Annotated in this window: 18 protein-coding genes; 5 read left to right on the forward strand and 13 right to left on the reverse strand. The window is 65.6% G+C overall.

The annotated features are described in order from the left end of the window. Positions 1–47: 47 nt before the first annotated feature. Positions 48–860 carry a hypothetical protein gene (locus tag BJA_RS05000; RefSeq protein ID WP_011083808.1) on the forward strand — a complete coding sequence of 271 codons (813 nt, stop codon included), beginning with the start codon at positions 48–50 and terminating at the stop codon, positions 858–860. On the opposite strand, the gene BJA_RS05005 is transcribed toward BJA_RS05000, so the two are convergent. From BJA_RS05005 to BJA_RS05035, 7 genes are all read right to left on the reverse strand, one after another. Continuing rightward, a complete protein-coding gene (locus BJA_RS05005; protein WP_011083809.1) occupies positions 832–1,818 on the reverse strand; it encodes an ABC transporter ATP-binding protein in 987 nt (328 codons plus the stop codon). The genes BJA_RS05000 and BJA_RS05005 overlap by 29 nt on opposite strands. After that, positions 1,815–2,819, reverse strand: a complete 1,005-nt coding sequence (locus BJA_RS05010; RefSeq protein WP_011083810.1) for an ABC transporter ATP-binding protein — start codon at positions 2,817–2,819, stop codon at positions 1,815–1,817. Before BJA_RS05010 ends, BJA_RS05005 begins: the two co-directional genes overlap by 4 nt. Continuing rightward, positions 2,819–3,712 carry an ABC transporter permease gene (locus tag BJA_RS05015; protein WP_028172662.1) on the reverse strand — a complete coding sequence of 298 codons (894 nt, stop codon included), beginning with the start codon at positions 3,710–3,712 and terminating at the stop codon, positions 2,819–2,821. The genes BJA_RS05010 and BJA_RS05015 overlap by 1 nt, the downstream gene beginning before the upstream one ends. A gap of 197 nt (positions 3,713–3,909) precedes the next feature. Further along, entirely contained in the window at positions 3,910–4,857 is a 948-nt protein-coding gene (locus BJA_RS05020) for an ABC transporter permease (protein ID WP_011083812.1), read from the reverse strand. 30 nt (positions 4,858–4,887) lie between these two features. After that, on the reverse strand, positions 4,888–6,486 hold the full coding sequence (locus BJA_RS05025; protein WP_011083813.1) for an ABC transporter substrate-binding protein: 1,599 nt from the start codon (positions 6,484–6,486) through the stop codon (positions 4,888–4,890). 318 nt (positions 6,487–6,804) lie between these two features. Continuing rightward, positions 6,805–8,355, reverse strand: coding sequence for an AMP-binding protein (locus tag BJA_RS05030; protein ID WP_011083814.1), 1,551 nt, complete (start codon positions 8,353–8,355; stop codon positions 6,805–6,807). Between the two features lie 18 nt (positions 8,356–8,373). Then, complete coding sequence (locus BJA_RS05035; protein WP_038965219.1) at positions 8,374–9,528, reverse strand: iron-containing alcohol dehydrogenase; 1,155 nt, start codon at positions 9,526–9,528, stop codon at positions 8,374–8,376. A 403-nt stretch (positions 9,529–9,931) separates the two neighbouring features. On the opposite strand from BJA_RS05035, the gene BJA_RS05040 reads away from it, so the two are divergent. The 3 genes from BJA_RS05040 (at position 9,932) to BJA_RS05050 (ending at position 15,778) form a co-directional block, all read left to right on the forward strand. Next, the gene (locus BJA_RS05040; protein WP_028172666.1) at positions 9,932–11,149 is read left to right on the forward strand and encodes an efflux RND transporter periplasmic adaptor subunit; all 1,218 of its coding nucleotides are present in this window, start codon (positions 9,932–9,934) and stop codon (positions 11,147–11,149) included. Continuing rightward, entirely contained in the window at positions 11,146–14,310 is a 3,165-nt protein-coding gene (locus BJA_RS05045; protein ID WP_011083817.1) for an efflux RND transporter permease subunit, read from the forward strand. The genes BJA_RS05040 and BJA_RS05045 overlap by 4 nt, the downstream gene beginning before the upstream one ends. Positions 14,311–14,584: 274 nt before the next feature. Then, positions 14,585–15,778 (forward strand): ABC transporter substrate-binding protein, encoded by a 1,194-nt coding sequence (locus BJA_RS05050; RefSeq protein ID WP_011083818.1) that lies wholly within the window; start codon positions 14,585–14,587, stop codon positions 15,776–15,778. Positions 15,779–15,884: 106 nt separating this feature from the next. On the opposite strand, the gene BJA_RS05055 is transcribed toward BJA_RS05050, so the two are convergent. Genes BJA_RS05055 through BJA_RS05070 form a run of 4 tightly spaced genes read right to left on the reverse strand, consistent with a single transcriptional unit; the run spans position 15,885 to position 20,483 of the window. Beyond that, positions 15,885–16,271 carry an MAPEG family protein gene (locus BJA_RS05055; RefSeq protein ID WP_011083819.1) on the reverse strand — a complete coding sequence of 129 codons (387 nt, stop codon included), beginning with the start codon at positions 16,269–16,271 and terminating at the stop codon, positions 15,885–15,887. Positions 16,272–16,298: 27 nt separating this feature from the next. Beyond that, entirely contained in the window at positions 16,299–17,381 is a 1,083-nt protein-coding gene (locus BJA_RS05060; protein WP_011083820.1) for a lipocalin-like domain-containing protein, read from the reverse strand. After that, on the reverse strand, positions 17,371–19,833 hold the full coding sequence (locus BJA_RS05065; RefSeq protein WP_011083821.1) for an ABC transporter permease: 2,463 nt from the start codon (positions 19,831–19,833) through the stop codon (positions 17,371–17,373). Before BJA_RS05065 ends, BJA_RS05060 begins: the two co-directional genes overlap by 11 nt. Then, positions 19,830–20,483 (reverse strand): ABC transporter ATP-binding protein, encoded by a 654-nt coding sequence (locus BJA_RS05070; RefSeq protein ID WP_011083822.1) that lies wholly within the window; start codon positions 20,481–20,483, stop codon positions 19,830–19,832. The genes BJA_RS05065 and BJA_RS05070 overlap by 4 nt, the downstream gene beginning before the upstream one ends. Positions 20,484–20,628: 145 nt before the next feature. Between BJA_RS05070 and BJA_RS05075 the strand changes: the two genes are divergently transcribed. Further along, complete coding sequence (locus BJA_RS05075; RefSeq protein ID WP_011083823.1) at positions 20,629–21,963, forward strand: MFS transporter; 1,335 nt, start codon at positions 20,629–20,631, stop codon at positions 21,961–21,963. Positions 21,964–22,169: 206 nt separating this feature from the next. Here BJA_RS05075 and BJA_RS05080 read toward each other — a convergent pair whose 3' ends face one another. Together BJA_RS05080 and BJA_RS05085 are read right to left on the reverse strand one after the other, a co-directional pair. Next, the gene (locus BJA_RS05080; RefSeq protein WP_011083824.1) at positions 22,170–23,888 is read right to left on the reverse strand and encodes an N-acyl-D-amino-acid deacylase family protein; all 1,719 of its coding nucleotides are present in this window, start codon (positions 23,886–23,888) and stop codon (positions 22,170–22,172) included. A 191-nt stretch (positions 23,889–24,079) separates the two neighbouring features. After that, positions 24,080–25,288, reverse strand: a complete 1,209-nt coding sequence (locus BJA_RS05085; protein ID WP_011083825.1) for an MFS transporter — start codon at positions 25,286–25,288, stop codon at positions 24,080–24,082. Positions 25,289–25,442 lie beyond the last annotated feature (154 nt).

The raw sequence follows: 25,442 nt of genomic DNA on the forward strand, positions 1-25,442 counted from the left end.
CATTAGTGGATTACCAATGCTGAACATTGTTCAAATACGGAGCTCCCATGTTGTGCGCACATGACCACGCTCAAAAGCCCAATGTCACGTTCCCCTCAACGCCCCGTCGGTTCGCCGCACCTACAGTTCGCGAAAAATACCTGATCGGCGCGCTCTTCGTTCTGGCCCTGGCGGCGCTGCTGGCGCCGACCCTGCCCCCCGGCGCGTGGCACATCCCGCATTTCGTCGACGCCCGCTCCTGGCTCGGCGTGCCCAACGCCGGCGACGTACTGAGCAATCTCGCCTTTCTCGCGATGGGCGTCTGGGGCTCGGAGCGGCTGCGCGCCCGTCATGATGCACCCGTGGGAGCAAGCTGGTTTTTTGTGGGACTGATCCTCACTTGCTTAGGCTCGGGCTTCTATCATCTGGACCCCGACATGCCGCAACGGCTCGTGGCCGATCGTCTCGGCATGGCGGTGGCGTTCGCAGGATTCCTGGGCATCGCGGCCAGCGAGCGCATCAGCGTGCGCGCGGGCGAGGCGGTGCTGGTGCTGATGATGGTTGCGGGCCTGCTCGCGGCCTGGGTGGCACGCGACAACCTCACGCCATGGGTGGTCGTGCAGTTCGGCGGCATGGCGTTGGCCGTGGGACTGGCCCTGACACGGCCCCGGCCTGGTGCGCTTGGCGTGCCGCTCGGCGGCGTGATTTTCTTTTATGTGCTGGCCAAGCTCTTCGAGCTCGGCGACGAGGCCGTTTTCGAAGCGACAGGGCATATCGTCTCGGGCCACACACTCAAGCACCTGGCTGCTGCGCTGGCGGCTTGGCCGGTGATCCGGGCGTTGGCGCCTGCTGCTATTGGCCCCGCCCAGTCCCGTCATTGAGCAAACACGCCACCTGGTGCCCGTCGCCCGCATCTAACAGCGCCGGCCGCTCCGTCCTGCACCGGTCCATCGCGAACCGGCAGCGCGTGTGAAACGCGCAGCCGGATGGCGGATTGACCGGGCTCGGCACGTCGCCGTCGACCAGCGGCGCGAGCTTCCTCGCGAGCGGGTTGGCGATCGGCACCGAGGCGAGCAGGGCCTGCGTGTAGGGATGGCGCGGGTTCCTGAACAGCTCGTCCTTGGCGGCGATCTCGACGATGCGGCCGAGATACATCACCGCGACGCGGTGGCTGATATGGGCGACCACGGCGAGGTCGTGCGCGATGAAGAGATAGGAGAAGCCGTGCTGGCGTTGCAGGTCGATCAGCAGATTGATCACCTGCGCCTGGATCGAGACGTCGAGCGCGGAGACCGGCTCGTCGCAGACGATCAGGCGCGGCCCCAGCGCGAGCGCCCGTGCGATGCAGATGCGCTGGCGCTGGCCGCCGGAGAATTGATGCGGAAAGTTGCGCATCTGGTCGGGCCGCAGGCCGACCTGCTCGAACAGCTTTGCAGTCCGCGCTTCCAGCTCCTTGCCGCTCGCGAGCCCGTGCACGGCCAGCGGCTCTCCGACAATGTCGCCCGCGGTCATGCGCGGATTGAGCGAGGCAAAGGGGTCCTGGAACACGATCTGCATCGAGCGACGGTGCGGGCGCAGCGCCGCCTTGGAAAGATGCGTGATGTCCTCGCCCTCGAGACGGATCTGGCCCGAGGTCGGTTCGACCAGCCGCAGCACGCTGCGCGCCACCGTCGACTTGCCGCAGCCGGACTCGCCGACCAGCCCCAATGTTTCGCCGACACCAACCGTGAACGAGACGCCGTCCACCGCGTGCACGGTGCCGACCTGCCGGCGCAACACGCCGGCGCGCACCGGGTAGTGCTTCCTAAGGTCGGTGACCTCGAGCAGCGCTTCGGTCATGCGACCTCCGCGACGTCAGCCGCGCGCCAGCAGGCGGCGAGATGGCCGCCGCCCCAATCCTGCAATGGCGGGTACTCCTCGCAGCGCTTGATCGCGAGCTTGCAGCGCGGCGCGAAGGCGCAGCCCTGTGGCAGCCGCACCAGCGATGGCACGGTGCCGGGAATTTCGTTGAGCCGCGCCTGCGTCGCGGCGCCGGACGCCGGCACCGACGGAATCGAGGCCATCAGCCCGCGCGTATAAGGGTGCTTGGGATCGGCGAACAGCGCCTCGACGCTGGCTTCCTCGACCTTCCTGCCCGCATACATCACGATCACGCGCTGCGCGGTCTGCGCGACGACGCCGAGATCATGCGTGATGAGAACGAGCCCGGTGCCGAGCTCCTTCTGGAGGTCGAGGATCAGCGCCAGGATCTGCGCCTGGATGGTGACATCCAGCGCAGTGGTCGGCTCGTCCGCGATCAGCAGCGCCGGCCGGCAGGCCAGCGCCATCGCGATCATCGCGCGCTGACGCATGCCGCCCGACAACTGGTGCGGATATTCCCGCGCGCGCCGTGCCGGCTCTGGAATCCGTACCAGCCGCAGCATCTCGACTGCGATGTTCCGGGCTTCTTTGGCCGACATCACCCGGTGCAGCCGCACGGCCTCGACGATCTGGTCGCCGATCCGCATGACGGGATTGAGCGACGTCATCGGCTCCTGGAAGATCATGGAGATGCGGTTGCCCCTAACGGCGCGCATCTCCGCCTCGTCCAGCGTCAACAAATCGGTGCCTTCGAGCGAGACCGACCCGCCGACGATGCGGCCGGGCGGATCGGGCACCAGCCGCATCAGCGACAGCGCGGTAACGCTCTTGCCGCAGCCGGACTCGCCGACGATCGCCAGCGTCTCGCCGCGCCTGACGGTGAAGGAAACATCATCGACGGCCTTGAAGAGACCGGAGTTCGTGAAGAACACCGTCTTCAGGTTCTTCACTTCGAGCACGAGATCGGATTTATCAGCCATCAGCCGCGCTGCCGGGGATCGAGGATGTCACGCAGGGCGTCGCCGAACAGGTTGGCGCCGAACACGGCGAGGCTGATCGCGATCCCCGGGAAGATCACCAGCCACGGCGCGGTGCGGGCATATTCGGCAGCGGATTCCGACAGCATGCGGCCCCAGGACGGATAAGGCTCGGGAATGCCGAGGCCGAGGAAGGAGAGCGAGGCTTCGGTCAGGATCGTCGAGCCGAGCTGGGCGGTCGCCAGCACGATCAGCGGCGCCAGCGTGTTCGGCAGCACGTGGCGGAGCGCGATGCGCACCTCGCTCATGCCGATCGACTTGGCAGCTTCGATAAAGGGTAGCTCGCGCAGCGCCAGCGTGTTGGCGCGGACGACACGCGACACGGTCGGGATCAGCGGAATGGCAATGGCGATGATGACGTTCGGCAAGGACGGACCGAGTGCGGCGGTCATGATCAACGCCAGGACCAGCAATGGAAGCGCCTGGAGGACGTCGGAGACACGCTGGAACACCAGATCGACCCAGCCGGAGAGATAACCGGACGTCAGCCCGACGATCACGCCGATCGTGCCGCCGAGCGCGGTCGAGCCGATCCCGACCGCCAGCGAGATCCGCGAGCCATGAATGATGCGGCTGAAGACGTCGCGGCCGAAAGAGTCCGTTCCCATCCAGTGCGCCAGGCTCGGGCGGGCCAGCGCACGGGCGGCGTCGATCGTCAGGGGGTCATAGCGTGCAATGAAATCGGCAAAGATTGCGGTCAGCACGAACGCCGTCATGATGACGAGCCCCGCAGCGCCGAGCACATGCCGCTGCGCTAGAAACAGCACACGCCGCCAGCCCCCGGTCGCATGCATGCCGGCGCGCCTGAGTTCGAGATCATAGTCGATCGTAGCCATGTGAGCTCTATCTTCCCCCTCTCCCCGCTTGCGGGGAGAGGGTCGGGGTGAGGGGGGCTCTCCAAGGGGGAGGTGAGAATTGGACCCGCGGAGACTCCCCCTCACCCGAATTTGCGCTTTGCGCAAATTCGACCTCTCCCCGCAAGCGGGGAGAGGTGAAGGGGAGCGCGCTCGCGGCGTGAGCAATAGTCATCAGATCAATCCGTGTACCGGATACGCGGGTCGAACACCGCATACAGCATGTCGACGATGAAATTCGCGCTGACCACCACCACGGCGATCAACATCACGAGGTTCTGCACGATCGGATAATCGCGCCAGCGGATCGCCTCGACCAGGAAGCGTGCGACGCCGGGGATGTTGAACACGGTCTCGGTGACGATCAGGCCGCCGATCAGGAACGCCGCCTCGATCCCGATCACGGTGATGACGGGCAGGATCGCGTTCTTCAGCGCGTGCTGGTAGTTCACCGCGGCGTCGGACGCACCCTTGGCGCGCGCGGTGCGGATGTAATCCTGCCGCAGCACCTCCAGCATCGAGGAGCGGGTGATGCGCATGGTCAGCGCCGAACTGCGGAATCCGACCACCATCGCCGGGATGCAATAGGTTGCAACCGCCTCCCCAAAACTCTGGGGGTTCGGATTGAAGAGCGGCATCTGGCCGAACATCGCCACCGACGCCGTGAGGACCAGCAGCCCCAGCCAGAATGACGGCAGCGACAGGCCGGAAAGACTGACGACACGCAGCGCGTAGTCGAGCCGCGTTCCCTGCTTCACCGCGCTGATGACGCCCAAGGGAATCCCGATCGACGCCGAAAACAGCAGTGCCAAGCCGGCAAGCCGCGCCGTGATCGGGATCCGCGGCAGGATCTCCTGAAGCGCCGGTTTCTCGGAGACATAGGAGTAGCCGAAATCGCCGCGCAGGAAGCCGCTGATCCAGTGCCAATATTGCACCACCAGCGGCTGGTCGATGCCGAGCTCCTTCTCCAGATTGGCCTTGTCGGCGGGATCGACATAGCCGGCCGCGGCGAACAGGATGTCGACGATGTTGCCGGGCACGATGCGCAGCAGGAAGAAGATGACGACCGAGATCCCGAACAGGGTCACGAGCATCAGGAACAGGCGCCGCACCAGATAGGCAAACATCCCGCGCCCTCCCGTCGAACCGTTAGCGCGCTACTTGTCCATCCAAACGTCTTCGTACCGGTATCCATTATAGGAGCTGTTCGACATCACCGTCACGCCCTTGACATAGGGCTGCCAGCAGCTGCCGGTGCGCGCGTGAAAGATGATCGGGCGCGCGACGTCCTCCTGCAGCTTCTTGTCGATGTCCCACACCAGCTTCTTGCGTTTGGCGATATCGGTCTCCTGCGACTGCACGTCGAACAGCTTTTCGATCTCCTTGTTGCAGTAGTTGGTGTAATTGCGTTCGGAACCGCAGGAATAATTCTCGTAGAACGACTGGTCGGGATCGTCGACCGCGTTGCCGGTCAGGTTGAGCCCGAGCATGTAGTCCTTGCGCGCGATCTTCGGAAACCAGTTCGCGGTCTCGACCACGTCGAGCTCGCCGTCGATATAGATGCTCTTGAGCTGGTCGATCAGGATCACCGCGGGATCGCGGTAGACCGGAATGTTGCGGGTGGAGATCTTGACGGCGAGGTGCTTGTCCGGGCCGTAGCCGGCCTTCTGCATCAGCTTCTTGGCTTCCTCGCGGTTGGCGTTCACATCGGGGCCATAGCCCGGAATGGTCTCGAGCATCTCCTTCGGCATGCCCCACAGCCCGTTCGGCTGCGGCAGCATGGTGCCGCCGACATCGCCCTGGCCCTCGAACATGATCGAGATGAAAGCCTTGCGGTCGAGCGCCAGCGCCATGGCGCGGCGGATGTCGATGTTGTCGAACGGCGGCGAGGAGGAGTTGACGATGATGTTGGTCGCGACATTGTTGGGCTCGACCACGCAGACCGCGTTCGGCGCCTGGGATTTCACGTCCTTGAGCAGCGGAATGCTCACCTCCGTCGGGAAGGTCATGTCGAACTTGCCGGCGACGAAGGCGAGGATGGCGGTCGAGCGGTTCGGAATGATGGTGAGCTCGATGCCGTCGAGATAGGGCCGGCCCTCGCGCCAATAGTCGGGATTGCGGGTCAGCTTGATCGATTCATTGGCCTTGAACTCGACGAACTTGAACGGGCCGGTGCCGATCGGGTGCGTACGCATGTCGCCGGGCGAGACATGGCAGGGATAGACCGGCGTATAGCCCGAGGCGAGCAGCGCCAGCAGCGAAGGCTGCGGCCGCTTCAGGTTGAAGGAGACCTCGAGATCGCCGTCGGTCGAGATGTCGTTGACCTGGTCGTACCAGGTCTTGCGCGGGTTCTGCCGGAACTTCTGCTGCGATTTGCCCATCAGCATGTCGAAGGTGCATTTGACGTCCGCAGAGGTGAACGGCTTGCCGTCGTGCCATTTGACGCCCGGGCGCAGCTTGAAGGTCAGTGTCTTGTTGTCGTTCACCCATGCCCAGCTCTCCGCGAGCTCGGGGACGATGGTGTCCATGCTGTTCTGCGCCACGTCCTGCTTGTAGATGACGAGGTTGTTGAACACAGGCATGAAGGGAACGTTGAGCGAGTAGGTCGCGCCTTCATGGATCGAGGCATTGCCGGGGCTGTCGCGGTGATACATCCGCAGGATTCCGCCCTGCTTGGGCCCGCCGGCCAATGCGATGGTCGAAAACGCCAGCAAAGATAGCGCCGCCGTCGCGGCAAGCGCCCGCACGCTCCGCATCCTCGTCCTCCCTGGACAACAGCCTTTTGCGGCCTGTTGAAGCGACGATAGCGACGCGCGCGCAGCGAGGCAACCGGCAAGGGTGGCGGCGCTCTCGACAATTCGGATGACGGAAGGCCGCAGGTCTCACTCTTTCACAATGAAAGAGTTCCCCCGGCGTCGTCCTGGCGAAAGCCAGGAGCCATTACCCCAGGGAGGTGTTTGGCGAAGATCGTCGTCCGGTATTGCGACCTACAACAATCGCGAGATCACGCGGTTTGGGTCCTGGCCTTCGCCAGGACGACGCTGAATGTGTGGCGCAGGATTGCCCAAAACCCCTCACACAATCCGCGACGACTTGTTCCCCCAGTACCGGTCGCGCAGCAGCCGCTTGTACAGCTTCCCCGTCGGCAGCCGCGGCAATTCCTTCTCGAAATCGACCGAGCGCGGCACCTTCTGCCGCGACAGCGATTGGCCGCAGAAGGCGATCAGCTCCTCGGCAAGCGCCTCGCCCGGCACCACGCCCGGCATCGGCTGCACCACCGCCTTCACCTCTTCGCCGAGATCGGGATTGGGCACGCCGAACACGGCGGCGTCCGCAACCTTCGGGTGCGTGATCAGCAGATTTTCGCATTCCTGCGGATAGATGTTCACGCCGCCCGAGATGATCATGAAGGTCGCGCGGTCGGTGAGGTAGAGGAAGCGGTCGGCATCGACATAGCCGACGTCGCCGACCGTGCTCATGCTGCCGTCGGCCGAGCGCGCCTCTTTCGTCTTCTCCGGATCGTTGAAATATTCGAACGGCGAGGCGGTCTTGAACCACACCTGGCCCGGCGTGCCGGTCGGGCATTCCCGCATGTTCTCATCGAGAATGTGGAGGTCGCCCAGCAGCACCTTGCCGACGGTGCCGCGATGGCTAAGCCACTCCTCGCTGTTGCAGGCGGTGAAGCCGAGGCCCTCGGTGGCGCCGTAATATTCGTGGATGATCGGCCCCCACCATTTGATGATGTCGTCCTTGACGAGGGCCGGGCAGGGCGCCGCGGCATGGATCGCGATCTCGAGCGAAGACAGGTCGTAGCGCTTTCGCACCTCTTCCGGCAGCTTCAGCATGCGCGAGAACATCGTCGGCACCAGCTGGGTGTGCGTGATGCCCCATCGCTCGACGAGCTGGAGGTAACGCTCGGGATCGAACGTCTCCATGATGATGACGGTGCCGCCCATGCGGATCGTGAGGTTCACGGCGGCTTGCGGCGCGGAGTGATAGAGTGGCGCCGGCGACAGATAGACCATGCCCTCGCGGTAGTGCCAGAGCTTCGTCAGGAAATCGAACAGCGGCAGATTGTGTTTCGGCGGCTCCTCCGGCAGCGGCCGCAGGATGCCCTTCGGCCGCCCTGTCGTGCCGGATGAATAGAGCATCGCGGTGCCGAGCCACTCATCCGCAATCGGGGTCTTCGGCAGACCGGCGGTCACTTCGGCAAGGCCGACGATGCGGTCACTCTCGCCGGGACCGTCGGCGACGATACAGAGCCTGATGTCGGGGCAGGCCTGGATCGCCTCGCGCGCGATGTCGAGCTTCGCCACGGAGGTGATCAGGATTTTGGACTGGCTGTTGACCAGGAGATAGGCGAGCTCGCCGGGCGTGAGGAAGGAGTTGATGCAGGTGTAGTACAGCCCGGACCGCTCACCGGCGCCGCAGGCCTCGAGATAGCGCGAATTGTTCTCCATGAAGATCGAATAGTGATCGAGCCGCTTCAAGCCGTGCTTGCGGAACAGGTGCGCCAGGCGGTTGCTGCGCGCCTCGAGCTCACGATAGGTGACGGTCTCGCCGGTCGCCGCCATGATGAAAGCGGGCTGGAGCGGGCGCAGGCGGGCATGGAGACCAGTGTACATCGATCCTCCGGCTTGAGATTATGCGGCGAGAAGCAGGATTTCGCGCAACTGCGCGGGGCCTTCGATCTTGCGCGGGTTGCGCGGCACCCAGGGCGTGCGCATCGCCTGCTCGGCGATGGCGTCGAAATGCTCGGGCGAGACGTGCACCTCCGCGAGGCTGCGCGGCATGCCGAGCGAGCGGATGAAGGCGTCCAGCACATCGGCGGCGTTGTGGCCGGGAAAGCCCATGGCGGCGGCCACGATCATCTGGCGCTCGGCATTGTCGCGCGCATTCCAGCGCATTACCGCCGGCAGCATGATGCAGGAGGTGTAGCCGTGCGGCACGTCGAAGGCCGCACCCAGCACGTAGCCGATGCCATGGCTCGCCCCCATCGGCACGCCGGCCGCAAGCGCGCCCATCGACAGCCAGGTGCCGATCTGCGCATCCATCCGCGCGTCGAGGTCGGCAGGATCGGCCTTCACCCGCGGCAGCGCGTCGGCGAGCATGGCGAGGCCCTTGACCGATTGCGCGTCGGCATAAGGGTGCGTCTCGCGCGAGCAGATCGCCTCGACGCAATGGTCCACGGCGCGGATGCCGGTGGACAGGAATAGCCATTCCGGCGTGTGCACGGTGATGGCGGGATCGAGGATGGTCGCGCGCGGCACCGTGAGCGGATGCCGCAGCATCTGTTTCACATGCGTGCTGCGGTCGGTCACGCCCGCGATCGCGCTGAACTCGCCGCCGGCAATGGTCGTCGGCACGCTGATCTGTCGTACGGTCGGCGCGTTCATCTCCGGCGCGACGCCCTTGTGCACGCGGATGCGCTCGATGCCGTCGACATCGTCGATGCCGTTGGCAAGGCAGAGCTGCACCGCCTTGGCGCCGTCGGTGATCGAGCCGCCGCCGACCGTGACGATCAGGTCGGCGCCCACCTCGCGGGCCGCATTGGCGGCGGCGATCACCGCCTCGCGCGGCGTGTGCGCCGGCATGGCGTCGAACACGCCCGCACAGCGTGCGCCGAGCGCCTGTCTGATCTTCTCGATTTCGTCGGTCTGCCGGTTCAGCGTGCCGGAGACCATCAGGAAGGCACGGCGCGTCCCCAGCCGGTCCATCTGCGCGACGATGGCGCCTGCCGCAGGATGGCCGAAGACGACCTCCTCGATCGCGCCGTAAACGACACGTCCCTGGTGCACGTCTGTCCTCCCGGACAATTCGTCTTGTTCTTGTAGAGGTAATCTAGCCGAGCCTGCCCCGCCCGTCATGCGCGAAGACGCTGGCTACTCTTCTCCCTCTCCCCGCCTGCGGGGAGAGGGTTGGGGTGAGGGGGGCTCTCCGCAAGGGAGGTGACAGTTGGACTCGCGGAGACTCCCCCTCACCCGGATCGCAACTTGCGATGCGATTCGGCCTCTCCCCGCAAGCTGGGAGAGGCGAAGGAGCGCCATCTCCCTCCCTGTCAACCCATCATCAGGCTAGGTCCTCTCGCCGAGCGTTGCGCGAGCCATCGTCTTGAAGATTTCATTATGGCAGCCCATCTTGTGTCCCCCGCGGGTAGGCGAGTACCCTGCGTTTTCTGCGGCTTTTATGCGAGGACCTTGGATGAGCGGACCGGATGGAAGCGAGCAACTTGTCAAAACGCACGATTTCGTTCGGCCGCGGCCTTACGCCATCGCCGGCCTTCTCGCCGCGGCGTTTGCACTCACCGGTTGCGGACAGCCGACCTCGCAGGCCGCGGCCCCGCCACCTCCGCCGGTGACGGTCGCCCAGCCGGTCAAGCGCACCGTCACCGATTGGGACGAATTCACCGGCCGCTTCGAGGCCGTGGAGGAGGTGCAGGTGCGCCCCCGTGTCGGCGGTTTCGTCAACTCCGTCGAATTCCAGGACGGCGCCATCGTGCACCAGGGCGATCTGCTCTACGTCATCGACCCGCGCCCGTTCGAGGCGGTGGCGGAGCAGGCGGACGGTCAGCTCTCCGATGCGCGCGCCAAGGTGGAGCTTGCCAAGCGCGAGCTCGATCGCGGCCTCAACCTGGTGCAGACCAGCGCCGTCTCCGAGCAGGTCGTCGATCAGCGCCGCCAGGCCTTGCAGGCCGCGCACGCGGCGGAAGTGCAGGCCGAAGGCGCGCTCAAGGCCGCCAAGCTCAACATCGAATTCACCCATGTGACCGCGCCCCTCACGGGCCGCGTCAGCCGCCATCTCGTCAGCCCCGGCAATCTCGTGCAGGGCAGCGACACCGGCACCTCGACGCTGCTCACCTCGATCGTCGCGCTCGATCCGATCTACGTCTATTTCGACATGGATGAGACGACGTTCATCAAATACAGCAAGCTCTGGTTCGAAGGTAAGCGCCCGAGCTCGCGCGATACGGCGAACCCGGTGCAGGTGACGCTGGCCGGCGAGACCAAGCCCTCGCATGAGGGCACCATCAACTTCCTCGACAACCGCCTCGATGTCTCCACCGGGACCCTGCGCAGCCGCGCCGTGATCAAGAACACCGATCTGTCGATCCTGCCCGGCCAGTTCGGCCGCGTCCGCCTGATCGGCAGCGCGCCCTACGAGGCGCTGCTGATCCCGGATGTCGCCGTTGCGACCGACCAGTCCCGCAAGATCGTGTTCGTGGTCAAGCCTGATGACACCGTCGAAGCGCGTCCCGTGGTGCTTGGGCCGATCGACGATGGCCTGCGCGTGATCCGCGAAGGGTTGAAGGCTGACGACCGCGTCATCGTCAACGGCATCCAGCGCGCCCGCGTCGGCGCCAAGGTCGCTCCGTCTCCCGCGCCCGCGCCGGCCGGCGGCAAGCCCGGTGACAAGTCATGAACCTTGGCCGCCTCTCCATCAACCAGCCCATCCTGGCGATGGTGCTGTCGATCGTGCTGCTGATTGTCGGCGCGCTCGCCTATACAACGCTGCCGGTCTCTGAATATCCGCAGGTGGTGCCGCCGACCGTCGTCGTCACCACGCAATATCCCGGCGCCTCCGCGCAGACCGTGTCCGACACGGTCGCCGCTCCGATCGAGCAGCAGATCAACGGCGTCGAGGACATGCTGTATCTCTACAGCCAGGCGACCTCGAACGGGCAATTGACGATCACCGTCACCTTCAAGCTCGGCACCGACCTCGACAAGGCACAGGTGCTGGTGCAGAACCGCGTCGCGATCGCGCAGCCGCAACTGCCGGACGAGGTGCAGCGCAACGGCGTCGTCACCCGCAAGAACTCGCCCGACATCCTGATGGTCGTGTTCATGCTGTCGCCCGACGACAGCTTCGACCAGCTCTACATCTCCAACTACGCGCTGCTGCAGGTCCGCGACCAGCTGCTTCGCATCGACGGCGTCGGCGACATCCAGATCTTCGGCGCGCGCGATTATTCGATGCGGCTGTGGCTCGATCCCGACCGGATCGCAAATCTCGGTCTGACCTCGACCGAGGTGCTGGCGGCGATCCGTGCCCAGAACGTGCAGATCGCGGGCGGACAGATTGCCGAGCCGCCGATCGCCGATCGCGCCTTCCAGCCGAACCTCACCTTCACCGGACGCCTGAAGGACCAGAAGCAGTTCGAGGACATCCTGATCAAGGCCGGCTCCGACGGCCGCACGGTGCGGCTGCGCGACGTCGCCCGGATCGAGCTCGGGGCGCTGGCGTATTCCACCAACAGCTTCCTGTTGCGCAAGTCGGCGGTCGCGATGCTGGTGACGCAGCGACCGGGATCGAACGCGCTCGCGACGGCCAAACACATCTCCGACACGATGACGAAGCTCAAGGAGAGTTTTCCAAAAGGCCTCGACTACAATATCGGCTACAACCCGACCGAGTTCATCGCGCAGTCGGTCCACGAGCTGATCAAGACCATCTACGAGGCCATGCTGCTCGTGGTTATCGTGGTGCTGGTGTTCTTGCAGGGCTGGCGGCCCGCGATCATTCCGATCATCGCGATCCCGGTTTCGCTGGTCGGCACCTTTGCGGTGATGGCGGCGCTCGGCTTCTCCATCAACAATCTCACGCTGTTCGGTCTCGTGCTCGCGGTCGGCATCGTGGTCGATGACGCCATCGTGGTGGTGGAGAATGTGGAGCGCCATCTTGAGCACGGCCTGAGCCGGCGCGATGCCGCGCTGAAGACCATGGAAGAGGTCGGCGGCGCGCTGGTCTCGATCGCGCTGGTGCTGTGCGCGGTGTTCGTGCCGACCGCATTTCTGGGCGGCATTTCCGGGCAGTTCTTCCAGCAATTCGCCGTCACCATTGCGGTTGCGACCGCGATCTCCTGCTTCTGCTCGCTGACGCTGTCACCGGCGCTGGCCTCGCAGATCCTGACGCCGCACGAGGAGAAGCGGCCGCCGGCGAGCTGGAACGTCGTCGCGCGCGGCTGGAATGCCTTCACCGGCGTCTTCAACCGCACGTTCGACCGTCTCGCGCATGGCTATGCCGGCCTTGCCAATTTCGTGATCCGGCACTCGGTGGTGATGCTGCTAATCTATGTCGTGCTAATCGGCAGCGCAGGCTGGCTGATCGGGACGACGTCGCAGGGCTTCATCCCGGCGCAGGACCGCGGCTACGTCATTATCTCAGTGCAGTTGCCGGGTGCGGCATCGCTGGCGCGGACCACCGAGATTGTCCGAGAGATCGAGCGGATCTCGCTGGACACGCCAGGCATTATCCGCGTGGCCGCCTTCGCCGGCTTCTCGGGCGCGACACGAACGCAGGCCGGCAATGCGGCGGCGCTCTTCCCCGTGTTCGATGAGCCCGAGGTGCGGCTGAAGAAGGGCCTGACCGCGAATGCCATCACGGCCGAGCTGCGCAAGCGCCTCGCCGCGATCCAGGGCGCCTTCATCATCGTGATTCCGCCACCCGCCGTGCCCGGAATCGGCACGGGCGGCGGCTTCACCATCCGCATCCAGGACCGCCAGGGCCGAGGGCCCGAGCTGCTGGCATCCGCGACCGACGAGCTCGTCGCCGCCGCCCGCAAATCGCCCTCGCTGCTGGCTCCGACGGTGTTCTCGCCGTTCTCAGCCAACACGCCGCAGCTCTTCGTCGACATCGACCGCACCAAGGCGCAGAAGCTCGGTGTACCCATCGCCAACATCAACGACACGATCCAGACCTATTTCGGATCGACCTATGTCAACGACTTCAACCTGTTCGGCCGCACCTACCACGTCACCGCGCAGGCCGATTTCCCGTTCCGCAAAGAGCCGAGCGATCTCGCGCGGCTGCGCACGCGCAACGCCTCCGGCGACATGGTGATGCTCGGCAGCGTGGTCGACTTCAAGGATGTCTCGGGGCCCGACCGCGTCGCGCGCTACAATCTTTACGCGGCGTCCGAGCTCCAGGGCGAGCCGGCGCCTGGGACGAGCTCGACCACCGCGCTCAACGCCATCAAGAAGCTCGCCGACGACACCCTGCCGAGCGGCTTCACCTTCGAGTGGACGGATCTCTCGTACCAGCAGGTCACCGGCGGCAACGCGGGCCTGCTGGTATTCCCGATCTGCGTGCTGTTCGTCTATCTCGTGCTCGCCGCGCAATATGGCAGCTGGACCCTGCCGTTCGCGGTGATCCTGATCGTGCCGATGTGCCTGCTAGCGGCCACCATCGGCGTCCGCATCATGGGGCAGGACGTCAACATCCTCACCCAGATCGGCTTCGTCGTGCTGGTGGGACTGGCGGCGAAGAACGCGATCCTGATCGTCGAGTTCGCGCGCGACATCGAGAACGAAGGCAAGCCGCGGTTGGAGGCCGTGATCGACGCCTGCCGCCTGCGTCTGCGGCCGATCCTGATGACCTCCTTCGCCTTCATTCTCGGCGTGCTGCCGCTGGTGGTCTCGACGGGCTCCGGTTCGGAAATGCGCCAGGCCGTCGGCGTCGCCGTCTTCTTCGGCATGCTCGGCGTCACCCTGTTCGGGCTTCTGTTCACGCCGATCTTCTATGTGGTGGTGCGCAACCTGGCTGAGGGGAAGAACGACGGGAAGCCGAAGGTCGCAATGTGATGTTTCTCCAGCGTCGTCCTGGCGAAAGCCAGGACCCATTACCCCAGGGAGAAGTTGCGGCGCGAGCAGGTTGCGACCACCGGTCTTCGCCAAATTGCTCCCTGGGGTATTGGGTCCTGGATCTACGCTCCGCTTCGCTGCGCTTGTCCAGGACGACGGTTTTTTGTGGTGCCGCCCTTCATACTAACGACCAACACGCAATGGATGGGCATTCCCGGGGTTCTTCACTAGTATCCGCGCGATTTCAAAACAGAACACTGCTGGGAGCCAACACATGAAATCAGCCCTTTTGGCCGCCGTCGCAACCTCGGCCCTGCTGCTGGCAGCACCGGCCTCCGCGCAAGGCGTCAAGATCGGCATCCTCAACGACCAGTCCGGCGTCTATGCAGACTACGGCGGCAAATGGTCGGTCGAAGCGGCCAGGATGGCGATCGAAGATTTTGGCGGCGAGGTGCTCGGTCAGAAGATCGAGCTCGTCACCGCCGACCACCAGAACAAGCCGGATCTGGCGAGCTCGATCGCGCGGCGCTGGTACGATGTCGAGAACGTCGACATGATCACGGAGCTGACGACCTCCTCGGTCGCGCTCGCGATCCACGAGCTCTCCAAGGAAAAGAAAAAGATCGACATCGTGGTGGGCGCCGCGACCTCGCGCCTCACCGGCGATGCCTGCCAGCCCTACGGCTTCCACTGGGCCTATGACACCCGCGCGCTCGGCGTCGGCACCGGCGGCGCGCTGACCAAGGCCGGCGGCGACACCTGGTACTTCCTCACCGCGGACTACGCCTTCGGCTACGCGCTGGAGAAGGACACCAGCGAGATCGTCACCGCCAATGGCGGCAAGGTGGTCGGCTCGGTGCGCGTGCCGCTCAATTCCTCGGACTTCTCTTCCTTCCTGCTGCAGGCGCAGAGCTCCAAGGCCAAGATCGTGGGCCTCGCCAATGCCGGCCTCGACACCACCAACTCGATCAAGCAGGCGTCCGAGTTCGGCATCGTCGCCAGTGGTCAGAAGCTCGCGGGCCTCTTGATGACGCTGGCCGAAGTGAACGGCCTCGGCTTGCAGGCCGCGCAAGGCCTGGTGCTGACCGAGGGCTATTACTGGGATCTCAACGACAAGACCCGCAATCTCGGCGAACGTTTCCTCAAGCGCACCGGGCGGATGCCGAGCATGATCCATGCCGGCACCTATTCGGCGACGCTGAGCTATCTGAAAGCGGTCAAGGCCGCCGGCACCAAGGATCCGGAAGCCGTCGCCAAGAAGCTGAAGGAGCTGCCGGTCGACGACGACTTCGCGCAGGGCGGCAAGGTTCTCGAGAACGGCCGCATGGTCCACGATATGTATCTGTTCGAGGTCAAGAAGCCCGCGGAGTCGAAGAAGCCCTGGGACTATTACAAGCTGCTCGCCACCGTCCCCGGCGACAAGGCGTTCTTCACCGCCAAGGACAGCGGCTGCCCGCTGACGAAGTGAGGCGTAGCGTCATTCCGGGGCGATGCGAAGCATCGAACCCGGAATCTCGAGATTCCGGGTTCGGCGCTGGCGCGCCGCCCCGGAATGACGGCTTGCAATTCATCCCTCACACCAGCCGCGACACCGCCGCCCCGATCGCCCCTACCCATAGCGCAATGGCTGCGATGGCCTGGATCAAGAAGCCCGGGCCGCGCTTTGCGGCGGCCTGCGAATAACCGATGAAATAGACGATGCGGCCGACGATCCAGAGCGCGCCGATCCCGGCTGCGAGGGCGTCGCTGATGTAGATCGCGAACAGCCAGAGCGACGGCAGGAAGATAGGCATCCATTCCAGCGTGTTGACCTGGATGCGGAAGGCGCGCTCGAAGTCCGGGTGTCCTGAGGTCGCCGGCACCTTGATGCCCGTCCTCGCTCGCGCGCGCGAGACGTTGATGGTGGCGAAGAAATAAAACGCAATCGCCAGCAGCGTGACGAGGGCGGTGAGGTGATACATCGCTCGCTTCCTTGAAGAGGTCGCGCTTCAATACCCGGTCAGCTCGAGATAGCCAACACCGTCATGCGTGCCGGCAAAGCTGATCGGCCCTTCCCAATAGGAGAAGCCGGTCCCCATCCAGGCCTTTGGATTGAGCGGCTTGCATTGGATTGAGAACGAGCGCGAGGGGATGGCGATTTGCCACTCCACCGGCAGCTTGCGCCCCGCGACCTCGGCGGTCGCCTTCGGCGTCATCTGGATGTCGCTGCCCGAGATCATCTGCGTGCTGCCGGTGGCGGTGATCCAGTTGCCGAACGGATAGTCCTTGCCGTCCTTCTGCCGCAGCCGGTACAGCATCAGCTTGTCGCCGGATGCAAGATGCAGCGACAGCCAGTCCCAGCCGGTCTGGTCGGCGTCGAGCGGCTGGCTGCTCCACTCGCGGTCCATCCAGGCCTGCCCCGACACATCGACCGGCTTGTCATCGATGGTGAGCGTGCCGCGCGCGCGGTAGAACGGCTGGCTGTAATAGTAGGAGGCCTGGCCGCGCTCCGACTTGCGGCTGAAGCCGCCGTCACCCTGCAACACCACCGCACGATCGGCCTCCAGCGTCAGCGCATAGCTGAAGTTCGTGCCGGAGGCCTTCAGCGTCAGGGGCGCCAAAGTGCGATCGTCGGTGCGCTCAAGACCCTTCATCTCCCAATCGTCGATCCACGCCGTGAAGGGCTTCGCTTCGACGCCGGCCTGTCCGATCCCGCCGCGCGAAAACAGCTCGCTGAAGCGATGGGTATCGGCGCGCGTCACCGCCGCATGCGCCATCCAGATCTGCTGATTGGCCCAGCCTTCGCCTTGCGGTCCCGGCTGCGCCGCCTGGCGGAACAGCGTCCATTGCAGGCCGCAAGCCGCACCGCTGCTGTCGACGATGTTCGCGGTGAGATACCACCACTCGATGCGAAATTCCGGATGCGGCCCGTGATCGGCGGGGAAGGCGAACGTCTTTCCCGGCGTGACCTTCGCAAAGCCGTCGGCCGTCTCGCCGAGCCCGGCATAGCCTTGCGCGCCGGCGTGGCGCGCAAGGGCGAGCGCGGCAATGCCGCCGGCAAATGCGCGCCGCGAGATCTTGTCAGCGCTCATTGGCAAACACCTTGACGAGGTTCGCCGGCTGCATCCGCGCCAGCCGTGCGACCGGCAGCAGCGCGGCCAGCAGCGAGGCGACCAGCGCGACCGCGACCAGCTCGACGAGTTGCAGCGGGAACACATGGAACGGCAGCCGCCAGCCGAACGCCTTCACATTCACGATCGCAATCAGGCACCACGCCACCAGCAGCCCGAGCGGCACGGCCAGCAGCGAGGTGAACAGCGCCACCGACAGCGTCTTGGTCAATTCGATCGCGGCGAGGCGCGGCCGCGTGATGCCGATCGCCCACAGCGGTGCGAGCTGCGGCAGGCGGGAGTTGGCCAGCGTCAAAAGACTGGTCAGCAGCGCGATGCCGGCGACACCGAGCGTGAAAGCGTTCAGCGCCGATGTCACCGCAAAGGTGCGGTTGAAGATGCGGATCGATTCCGCCTTCACCGTCGCCTGGTCGGCGACGCTGCGGTCGTCGAGTGCAAACCGCTTCTGCAAGGCCGCGATCAAGTCCGGAATCTTGTCCCGCGCGACGATGAGGCCGATCCGCGTCTGTGGCGTCTGCGGAAAGTGACGGATCAGCGCCGCGACATTCACGGCCAGCTGTCCCTTGGGATTGCCGTAATCGGCATAGATGCCGACGATGTCGAGCTCCCAGGTCCCGCCCGGCGCCGGCACCTCGACGACGTCGCCGACGCGGACGTTGAGGCGGCGGCTCAATTGCTCGCTGATGAAGGCGGCATTGCCCGGCACCAGCTGGGTCCAGGCGCGTGGCGCAGTCTCCAGCAGCGGCCAGCGCTCGCGATAGAGTGCGTGATCGGGCAGGCCGAACAGCTCCACCGGCTGGCCCTGGACTTGCGTCTCGGCGCGGCCGCCCGACAGGATCGCCTGGACTTCGCTGCGCTCCTTCAGCCAGTTCCGGATCGCGACGCCTTGCGCATTGTCGGAAGCGCTGATGTAGACGTCGGCCGCGAGCCGCCCGTTGAGCCAGCCGACGAAGGTGCGGCTGAAGGTTTCCACCATGGTGGAGACGCCGACATTGACGGCGAGCGCGAGCAGCAGCGCCATCAGTGCCAGCGACAGCCCGGAGAGCTGCTGCCGGCTGTCCGCCCAGAACCACAGCGAGAGCGGTCCTCGCGCTGCGCGCTGGCCTATGAGCAGGATGATGTCGAGGAAGGCCGGCAGGATCAGTGCCGCGCCCAGCATCAGCGCCGCCAGCACGCCGAAGCCTGCGATCAGCGATTCGCCATAGTGAAGCAGCAGCAGCGCGACCGCGAACACCATGCACGCCGCAATGCTTTGCAGGATCAGCCAGCGGCGCTGCCTCTGCTGCCAGGCGTACGGCTGCGCGGTCGCCAGCACCGGCATCCTGATCGCCTTGATCAGGCTGGTCGCGGCCGCAACGAGCGCGCCGGCAACGCTGATGCCGATGCCGGCGAGCCACCATTCGGGCTGCAAGCTGAGTTGCCCCGGGATCTGCGCGCCATAGAGCCCGCGCAGCGACGCCGCGACGTCGGGCAACAGCGCGGCCGCGATGAAATAGCCGCAGACGAGCCCGATCAGTCCGGCGACCAGCGCCAGCGCCACCAGCTCGATCACCAGCACCGTGTTGACGAGGCGCGCCGAGGCGCCGCAGGCTCGCAACGTGCGCAGCATCGGCAGTCGCTGCTCGAAGGCAAGACCCACGGCCGAATTGACGATGAACAGGCCGACGAAGAACGACAACAGGCCGAAGGCGGTGAGGTTGAGATGGAAACTGTCGGTGAGACGCTCCAGCTCCGTCTCCGCATTCGGCTCGACCCGTTGCAGCCGGTCGCCGACGACGCTCGCCAGCGGCGCCGGCTTGCCCTTCGGCTTGCCGATCAGCAATCGCGAGACTTGGTCCGGCTTGTTCAGGAGCTTCTGCGCCACGCCGATATCGACCACCAGCACGTCGGGCACGAGCTGCGGCTGCACGTGCAGCGGCGGCAGTGTTGCGCCGCTGCTGATCGGCGGCGCCGCGCCCTCCTGCTCCTGCAAGTCGTTCAGCGTCTCTTTCGCCACCAGCGTCCGGCCGGGCGGCGCGACGAAGCTCGTCAGGTCCGCGGCACCAAGGCGTGGCGCGTTGCCGACATCCACCGGCAGCGTCACCGGCTCGATGCCGAGCAGCCGCACCGAGCGCCCGTTGATCTGGACGCGGCCCTCCAGCACCGGCGAGACCGGCCAGCCTGCGCGGCGGAGCCTGACGAACAGGTCTTGCGGAAAGGTCGCCGCATTGGGTGCGACCAGCATCGGCGTCCGCACGCCGCCGAACGTCGCCGCGGCGCGGTCATAGGCATTGCGGGCCTGCTGGTTGATCGCCTGCACGCCGCTCCACAGCGCAGTCGCGGCGATCAGCCCGATCAGAAGTGTCGCGAACTGCATCCTGTGCCGCCGCCAATGGCTCAGGAGCACCGCGAGGACCCACAGCGCGCGCCTCATGCGATTCGCCCCGCATGCAAAGTGAGGTGGCGGTCGAGCGTGCCGGCCAGATGCAGGCTGTGCGTCACCATCAGGAATCCGCAGCCGGTGCGCGTGACGAGGTCGCGCGTCAGCGCCAGCACGTCCTCGGCGGTCGCTTCATCCAGATTTCCGGTCGGCTCGTCCGCGAGCAGCAGCGAGGGTCTTGTCGCGAGCGCCCGGCCGATCGCGACCCGCTGCTGCTGGCCGCCGGACAATTGCTCGGGATAGCGCTTCAGGAGGGCGCCGAGCCCGAGCCGTTCGACCAGTTCACTGGACCAGGCTGCGTCGTGCCGGCCGGCGATCCGCGCCTGGAAGGCCAGATTGTCGGCAACCGACAGGCTCGGGATCAGGTTGTACTGCTGGAACACGAGGCCGATCCGGTCGCGCCGCAGGCTGGCGCGCCCCGCGTCGGACAGCTTGGTGACCTCGGTGTCTTCCAACCGGATCGAGCCGCCATCGGCGGCATCGAGCCCCGCGATCAGGTGCAGCAGCGTGCTCTTGCCGCTGCCGGATTCGCCGGTCAGCGCGACGCGTTCACCGGCCTTGAGGTCAAGGTCGACGCCGCGCAGCACGTGGACCGGTTCGGCGGCCGAGGAGAACGTCTTGGAGAGATTTCGGATGCTCAGCACGATGAATGGCGCCGGACGGAATTAACGGAAATGCTGCGTAGCACACCTGCCGCGGAAATGCCGGGGTTGCGTTGCCGTCGAAGCCGTTGTTAGCTCCAACAACGGCCAAATCAAAAAACTGCCAAAAAGACAGACGGGGAGAACGATGAGCGCTCAGGGAACGCCCATGGTGGCGGGCAAGACGACGACATCCAGGGAAACACCAAAGGGCGCCTGGACGGTCACCTTTCTGCTGTTTCTATTTATGCTGGTTAACTTCGCCGACAAGATCGTTGTCGGCCTCGCCGGCGTGCCGATCATGGCGGACCTGAAGCTCTCCCCGGAGCAGTTCGGCCTGCTCGGGTCTTCGTTCTTCTTCCTGTTCTCGATCTCGGCCATCGTGGTCGGCTTCATCGTCAACAAGGTGCCGACGCGCTGGGTGCTCCTGACGCTGGCGGTGGTCTGGGCGCTGGCGCAGTTTCCGATGGTCGGCACCGTCTCCTTCACCACGCTGCTGATCTGCCGCATCGTGCTGGGCGCCGGCGAAGGCCCGGCCTTCTCGGTCGCCGCGCACGCCATCTACAAATGGTTCCCCGACGAGAAGCGCACGCTGCCGACTGCGATCCTGTCGCAAGGCTCGGCTTTCGGCGTCATCCTGGCGGTGCCGGCGCTGAACTGGGTCATCGTCAATCACTCCTGGCACTACGCCTTCGGCGCGCTCGGCGTCGTCGGCCTGATCTGGGTCTGCGCCTGGCTCGCGCTCGGCAAGGAAGGCCCGCTGGAGGACACGCACACCCTTGCCGCCACCGAGACGAAAATTCCCTATCTTCAGCTTCTCACCTCGCGCACCTTCGTCGGCTGCGTCGCGGCGACCTTCGGGGCCTATTGGGCGCTGTCGCTGGGGCTGACCTGGTTCACGCCGTTCATCATCAAGGGCCTCGGCTTCTCGCAGAGCCAGGCCGGCTGGATTTCGACCCTGCCCTGGGTGTTCGGCGCCACCATCGTGATCCTGACGGGTTGGATCTCGCAACTGATGATGGCCCGCGGATCGACCACGCGCGTCGCCCGCGGCGTGCTCGGCTCGGTCCCGTTGATGGTCGGCGGCCTGATCCTGGCTGCGATGCCGTATGTTCAGGGCGCCGGCCTTCAGCTCGCCTTGCTCGTGGTCGGAACGGGCCTGTGCGGCGCGATCTACGTCGTCTGTCCGCCCATGCTCGGCGAATTCACGCCGTCGTCGCAGCGCGGCGCGATCCTGGCGATCTACGGCGCGCTCTACACGCTCTCGGGCATCATCGCGCCCGCCGTGATGGGCACCGTGATCCAGCGCGCCGGCAGCATGCTCGACGGCTACATGACCGGCTTCACCATCAACGCCGTGATCATGGTCGGCTCCGGCCTGCTCGGCCTGGCCCTGCTCTGGCCGAACAGCGAAAAGGCTCGGCTGACGCGCGCTGCCGCCCCGCAGGCAGCGGCGCTGAAAGGCGCGGTGTCGCCGACGTAAGGGGTGGCAGGCGTTCAAGGCCCGCCACAAACACCGCTGTCGTCCCGGCGAAGGCCGGGACCCATAACCACAGGGAGTGGATTGAGGCGAAGCTGATAACTCCAAGTCTTCGCAAAACAATTGCCGGGGCGTATGGGTCCCGGCCTTCGCCGGGACGACACCGAATGTGAGGCGCGGCCTTCGCGTCTCACATGCATCCTACCGCGCTAGTTCACCACCCCCTGCGCGCCACGAATCAACTTCCCCGGCCGGCGCCCCGTGGCCGCGCCATGCCGCCGCGTCACCACGCCCGACACGATGGTCGCTTCATAGCCGTCGACGTCCTGCAACAGCCGCCGCCCGCCGACCGGCAGATCGTAATGCACCTTCGGCGGATGCAGATGCAGGCGGTCATAGTCGATCACGTTGATGTCGGCCTTGTAGCCGGGCGCAATCAGCCCGCGATCGGTGAGGCCGACCGAGAGCGCGGTCTTGCGTGACTGTGCCGCGACCACGAACGGGATCGACAGCTTCTCGCCGCGCGTGCGGTCGCGTGTCCAGTGCGTCAGCAGATAGGTCGGGAAGCTCGCATCGCAGATGATGCCGCAATGCGCGCCGCCATCGGACAGGCCCGGCACCGATTGCGGATCGATCAGCATCTCGCGCGTCGCATCGAGATTGCCGTCGGCATAGTTGAGGAACGGCACGTAGAGCATGCCGCGGCCTTCGTCCGACAGCATCGCGTCATAGGCGAGCTCCTCGGGCTTCCGGCCCTGCTTGCGCGCCTGCGGCCCCAGCGCGTTCTCCGGCGGCTGCTCGTAATCGGGAGGATCGCCGAGCAGGAACATCTTGTCGTAGTTGGGCCGGAAGAACAGCGGATCGTCGGTCGCGGTCGCCGTCTCGCTGAGGATCGCCTGGCGGACCTCCGGTTGATGCAGCCGCGCCAGCCGCTCCTTCAGCGGCAGATGCGCGATCGCCCTGTAGCTCGGATGGGTCTGGAACGGGTTGCGCGACAGCTCGAGCCCGAGCAGCAGGCCGACCGGGCGCGCCGCGATCTGCGCGGTGATGGAGAGGCCGCGCTGTGCGGCGGCATTGATCTCGTCCAGCGTCTGGCGCCAGCGCTGCGGCGCCTTGTCGTTCTGCGTGATCGAGAACGAGATCGGGCATTTCGTCGTGTCGGCGACCCGCAGCATCATCGGCAGGTCGTCGTCGATGGTGGAGAGATCGAGCACGAATTGCAGCACGCTGCGGCCCTCGCGATGCATCGCACCCGCGATCGCGGTGAGCTCGTCCTCGCCGGCCTTCAAGGTCGGCGTGAAGTCGCCGGTCGAGGTGCGGTGGTTGAGCGTGCGCGAGGTCGAGAAGCCGAGCGCGCCGGAGCGGACCGCTTCGCCCGCGAGCTTTGCCATCGCCGCATTGTCTTCCACCGTGGACGGATCGCGGCGCGCGCCGCGCTCGCCCATGACATAGACGCGCAACGCCGCATGCGGCAGTTGCGCGCCGACGTCGATGTCGAAATCGCGCTTCGACAGCCAGCCCATGTAGTCCGGAAAGCTCTCCCAGGCCCAGGGAATGCCGGCGCTCAGCACCGGCTCGGGAATGTCCTCGACGCCTTCCATCAGCTGGATCAGGCGGGTGTGGTCGGCGGGCTTGCACGGCGCAAAGCCGACGCCGCAATTGCCCATGATCGCGGTGGTGACGCCGTTCTGCGACGACGGCGTGATGTCCTGGCTCCAGGTGACCTGCCCGTCATAGTGCGTGTGGACGTCGACGAAGCCCGGCGTCACCAGTTTTCCGCGCGCGTCGATTTCTTCTTTGCCCTTGCCGGAGATCTTCCCGACCTCGCTGATCCTGCCGCCGGTGATGGCGACATCGGCCTCGAACAGCTCGCCGCCGTTTCCATCCGCGACCATGCCGCCGCGGATCACGAGATCAGGATTGGTCATGAGGTTTCTTCCCGTTTTGTTTTTGTTACACGCAGTTCTCTCTACTCGTCGTCCCGGATGTCAGCGCAGATACGGGACCCGTAACCACAGGGAGTAGTTTGGCGAAGACTCGGAGTGACCAGTCTCGCGCGACGGATTCTCCCTGGGGTAATGGGTCCTGGCTTTCGCCAGGACGACAGTTGAATTTGTGGCTACGCCGCAGCCTGCCGCTTCCGCTCGGTGAACGGCGACAGCACCACCGTCGCCAGCATGAAGATCACGGAGGCGCCGAACACCCAGTGCGGCGCGCTCTGGTCCATGATCCAGCCGAACAAAAGCGGGCTGACGATGCCGCCGAGATTAAAACCGGTGGAGACGATGCCGAAGGCGCGCCCCGCAGCGCCGGCGGGAGCGGCATTGCGCACCAGCATGTCGCGCGAGGGCGCGATCACGCCGGAGAGGAAGCCCGCCGCCGTCATCGTCGCGGTCAAAGCCCAGCCGGGCAATGTCACCAGTGCGATCAGGAGCACGATCGCCGCATTTGCGGCAAAGCAGGCGGCGGCGACATAGCCGTGACGTTCGGTGTGGTCGGCGAGGAAGCCGCCTGCGAGCACGCCCGCGGCGCTGGCGCCGAGGAACGCGGTCAGCGCGACGTTGGCGATCGAATAAGAGGCGCCGTAGCCGCTCATCAGCGCCACCACGCCGAAATTGTTGATGCCGGCCACCGACAGGCTTAGCAGCATGAACAGCGCGGTCAGCGTGATCAGCGCCGGCGTTATCACCGCCTGCTTCGGCGCGCTCTCGTGACCGGGCTTTTTCTTGTGCGCGCCGGCCTCGGGAATGCTCATGGCGACCAGCAGCAACGCCACCAGCACGCCGATCGCGCCCGACGCGATCAATGCGCCGACGCCACCCGATACGGTGACCAGCGCGGCGACGATCGCCGGCGTCACGGCGCCGCCGAGATAGCCGGCAAAGGTGTGGATCGAAAAGGCGCGGCCCATCCGCGCCTCGTCCATGTGCTCGGTCAGGATGGCGTAGTCGGCGGGATGATAGACGCTGTTGGCGAGCCCGAGCAGCACGGCGCAGGCGATCAGCGAGGCGTAGCTCAAATGCAGGCCGAGCAGGATCAGCGCGAAGCCGCCGAGCGTCAGCCCGATCAACAGGATCCTGCGCGCGCCAAAATGGTCGACGAGATAGCCGGTCGGCGCCTGCGTCAGGCCCGATACGACGGCAAGGGTGGTGAGCGCGAAGCCCAGCTCGACATAGCCGACGCCGAGCCTGTCCTTCAGGAACGGAAACAGCATCGGCAGGACCAGCAGATGGAAATGGCTGACCCAATGCGCGATCGAGATTCCCGTCAGCGTGCGCAGCGCGCTGTCCGCCTTGCCTTGCTGCGGTGCGGCGAGAACATCGACCATTGCAGTTCCGTTTCACTCCCTGAAGGGAGCGCAAACTATCGGGGACAGCGGTTATTTGTCCATGAACGCAGGCGCATGGCAGGTAGCGCGGGTGGCGCCGCTGTCTCAATCATGACTCGACGATGCGATCGGGCACACTGCGCTCCCTCCCCCT

Origin of the sequence: Bradyrhizobium diazoefficiens USDA 110 (assembly GCF_000011365.1) — a bacterium.
In the GTDB taxonomy this organism is placed as follows: domain Bacteria; phylum Pseudomonadota; class Alphaproteobacteria; order Rhizobiales; family Xanthobacteraceae; genus Bradyrhizobium; species Bradyrhizobium diazoefficiens.

Bases quoted from the DNA above. Each gene is read 5' to 3' on its own strand.
- BJA_RS05000 (WP_011083808.1), top strand. From the start codon at position 48: ATGTTGTGCGCACATGACCACGCTCAAAAGCCCAATGTCACGTTCCCC.
- BJA_RS05005 (WP_011083809.1), bottom strand. From the start codon at position 1,818: ATGACCGAAGCGCTGCTCGAGGTCACCGACCTTAGGAAGCACTACCCG.
- BJA_RS05010 (WP_011083810.1), bottom strand. From the start codon at position 2,819: ATGGCTGATAAATCCGATCTCGTGCTCGAAGTGAAGAACCTGAAGACG.
- BJA_RS05015 (WP_028172662.1), bottom strand. From the start codon at position 3,712: ATGGCTACGATCGACTATGATCTCGAACTCAGGCGCGCCGGCATGCAT.
- BJA_RS05020 (WP_011083812.1), bottom strand. From the start codon at position 4,857: ATGTTTGCCTATCTGGTGCGGCGCCTGTTCCTGATGCTCGTGACCCTG.
- BJA_RS05025 (WP_011083813.1), bottom strand. From the start codon at position 6,486: ATGCGGAGCGTGCGGGCGCTTGCCGCGACGGCGGCGCTATCTTTGCTG.
- BJA_RS05030 (WP_011083814.1), bottom strand. From the start codon at position 8,355: ATGTACACTGGTCTCCATGCCCGCCTGCGCCCGCTCCAGCCCGCTTTC.
- BJA_RS05040 (WP_028172666.1), top strand. From the start codon at position 9,932: ATGAGCGGACCGGATGGAAGCGAGCAACTTGTCAAAACGCACGATTTC.
- BJA_RS05045 (WP_011083817.1), top strand. From the start codon at position 11,146: ATGAACCTTGGCCGCCTCTCCATCAACCAGCCCATCCTGGCGATGGTG.
- BJA_RS05050 (WP_011083818.1), top strand. From the start codon at position 14,585: ATGAAATCAGCCCTTTTGGCCGCCGTCGCAACCTCGGCCCTGCTGCTG.
- BJA_RS05055 (WP_011083819.1), bottom strand. From the start codon at position 16,271: ATGTATCACCTCACCGCCCTCGTCACGCTGCTGGCGATTGCGTTTTAT.
- BJA_RS05060 (WP_011083820.1), bottom strand. From the start codon at position 17,381: ATGAGCGCTGACAAGATCTCGCGGCGCGCATTTGCCGGCGGCATTGCC.
- BJA_RS05065 (WP_011083821.1), bottom strand. From the start codon at position 19,833: ATGAGGCGCGCGCTGTGGGTCCTCGCGGTGCTCCTGAGCCATTGGCGG.
- BJA_RS05075 (WP_011083823.1), top strand. From the start codon at position 20,629: ATGAGCGCTCAGGGAACGCCCATGGTGGCGGGCAAGACGACGACATCC.
- BJA_RS05080 (WP_011083824.1), bottom strand. From the start codon at position 23,888: ATGACCAATCCTGATCTCGTGATCCGCGGCGGCATGGTCGCGGATGGA.
- BJA_RS05085 (WP_011083825.1), bottom strand. From the start codon at position 25,288: ATGGTCGATGTTCTCGCCGCACCGCAGCAAGGCAAGGCGGACAGCGCG.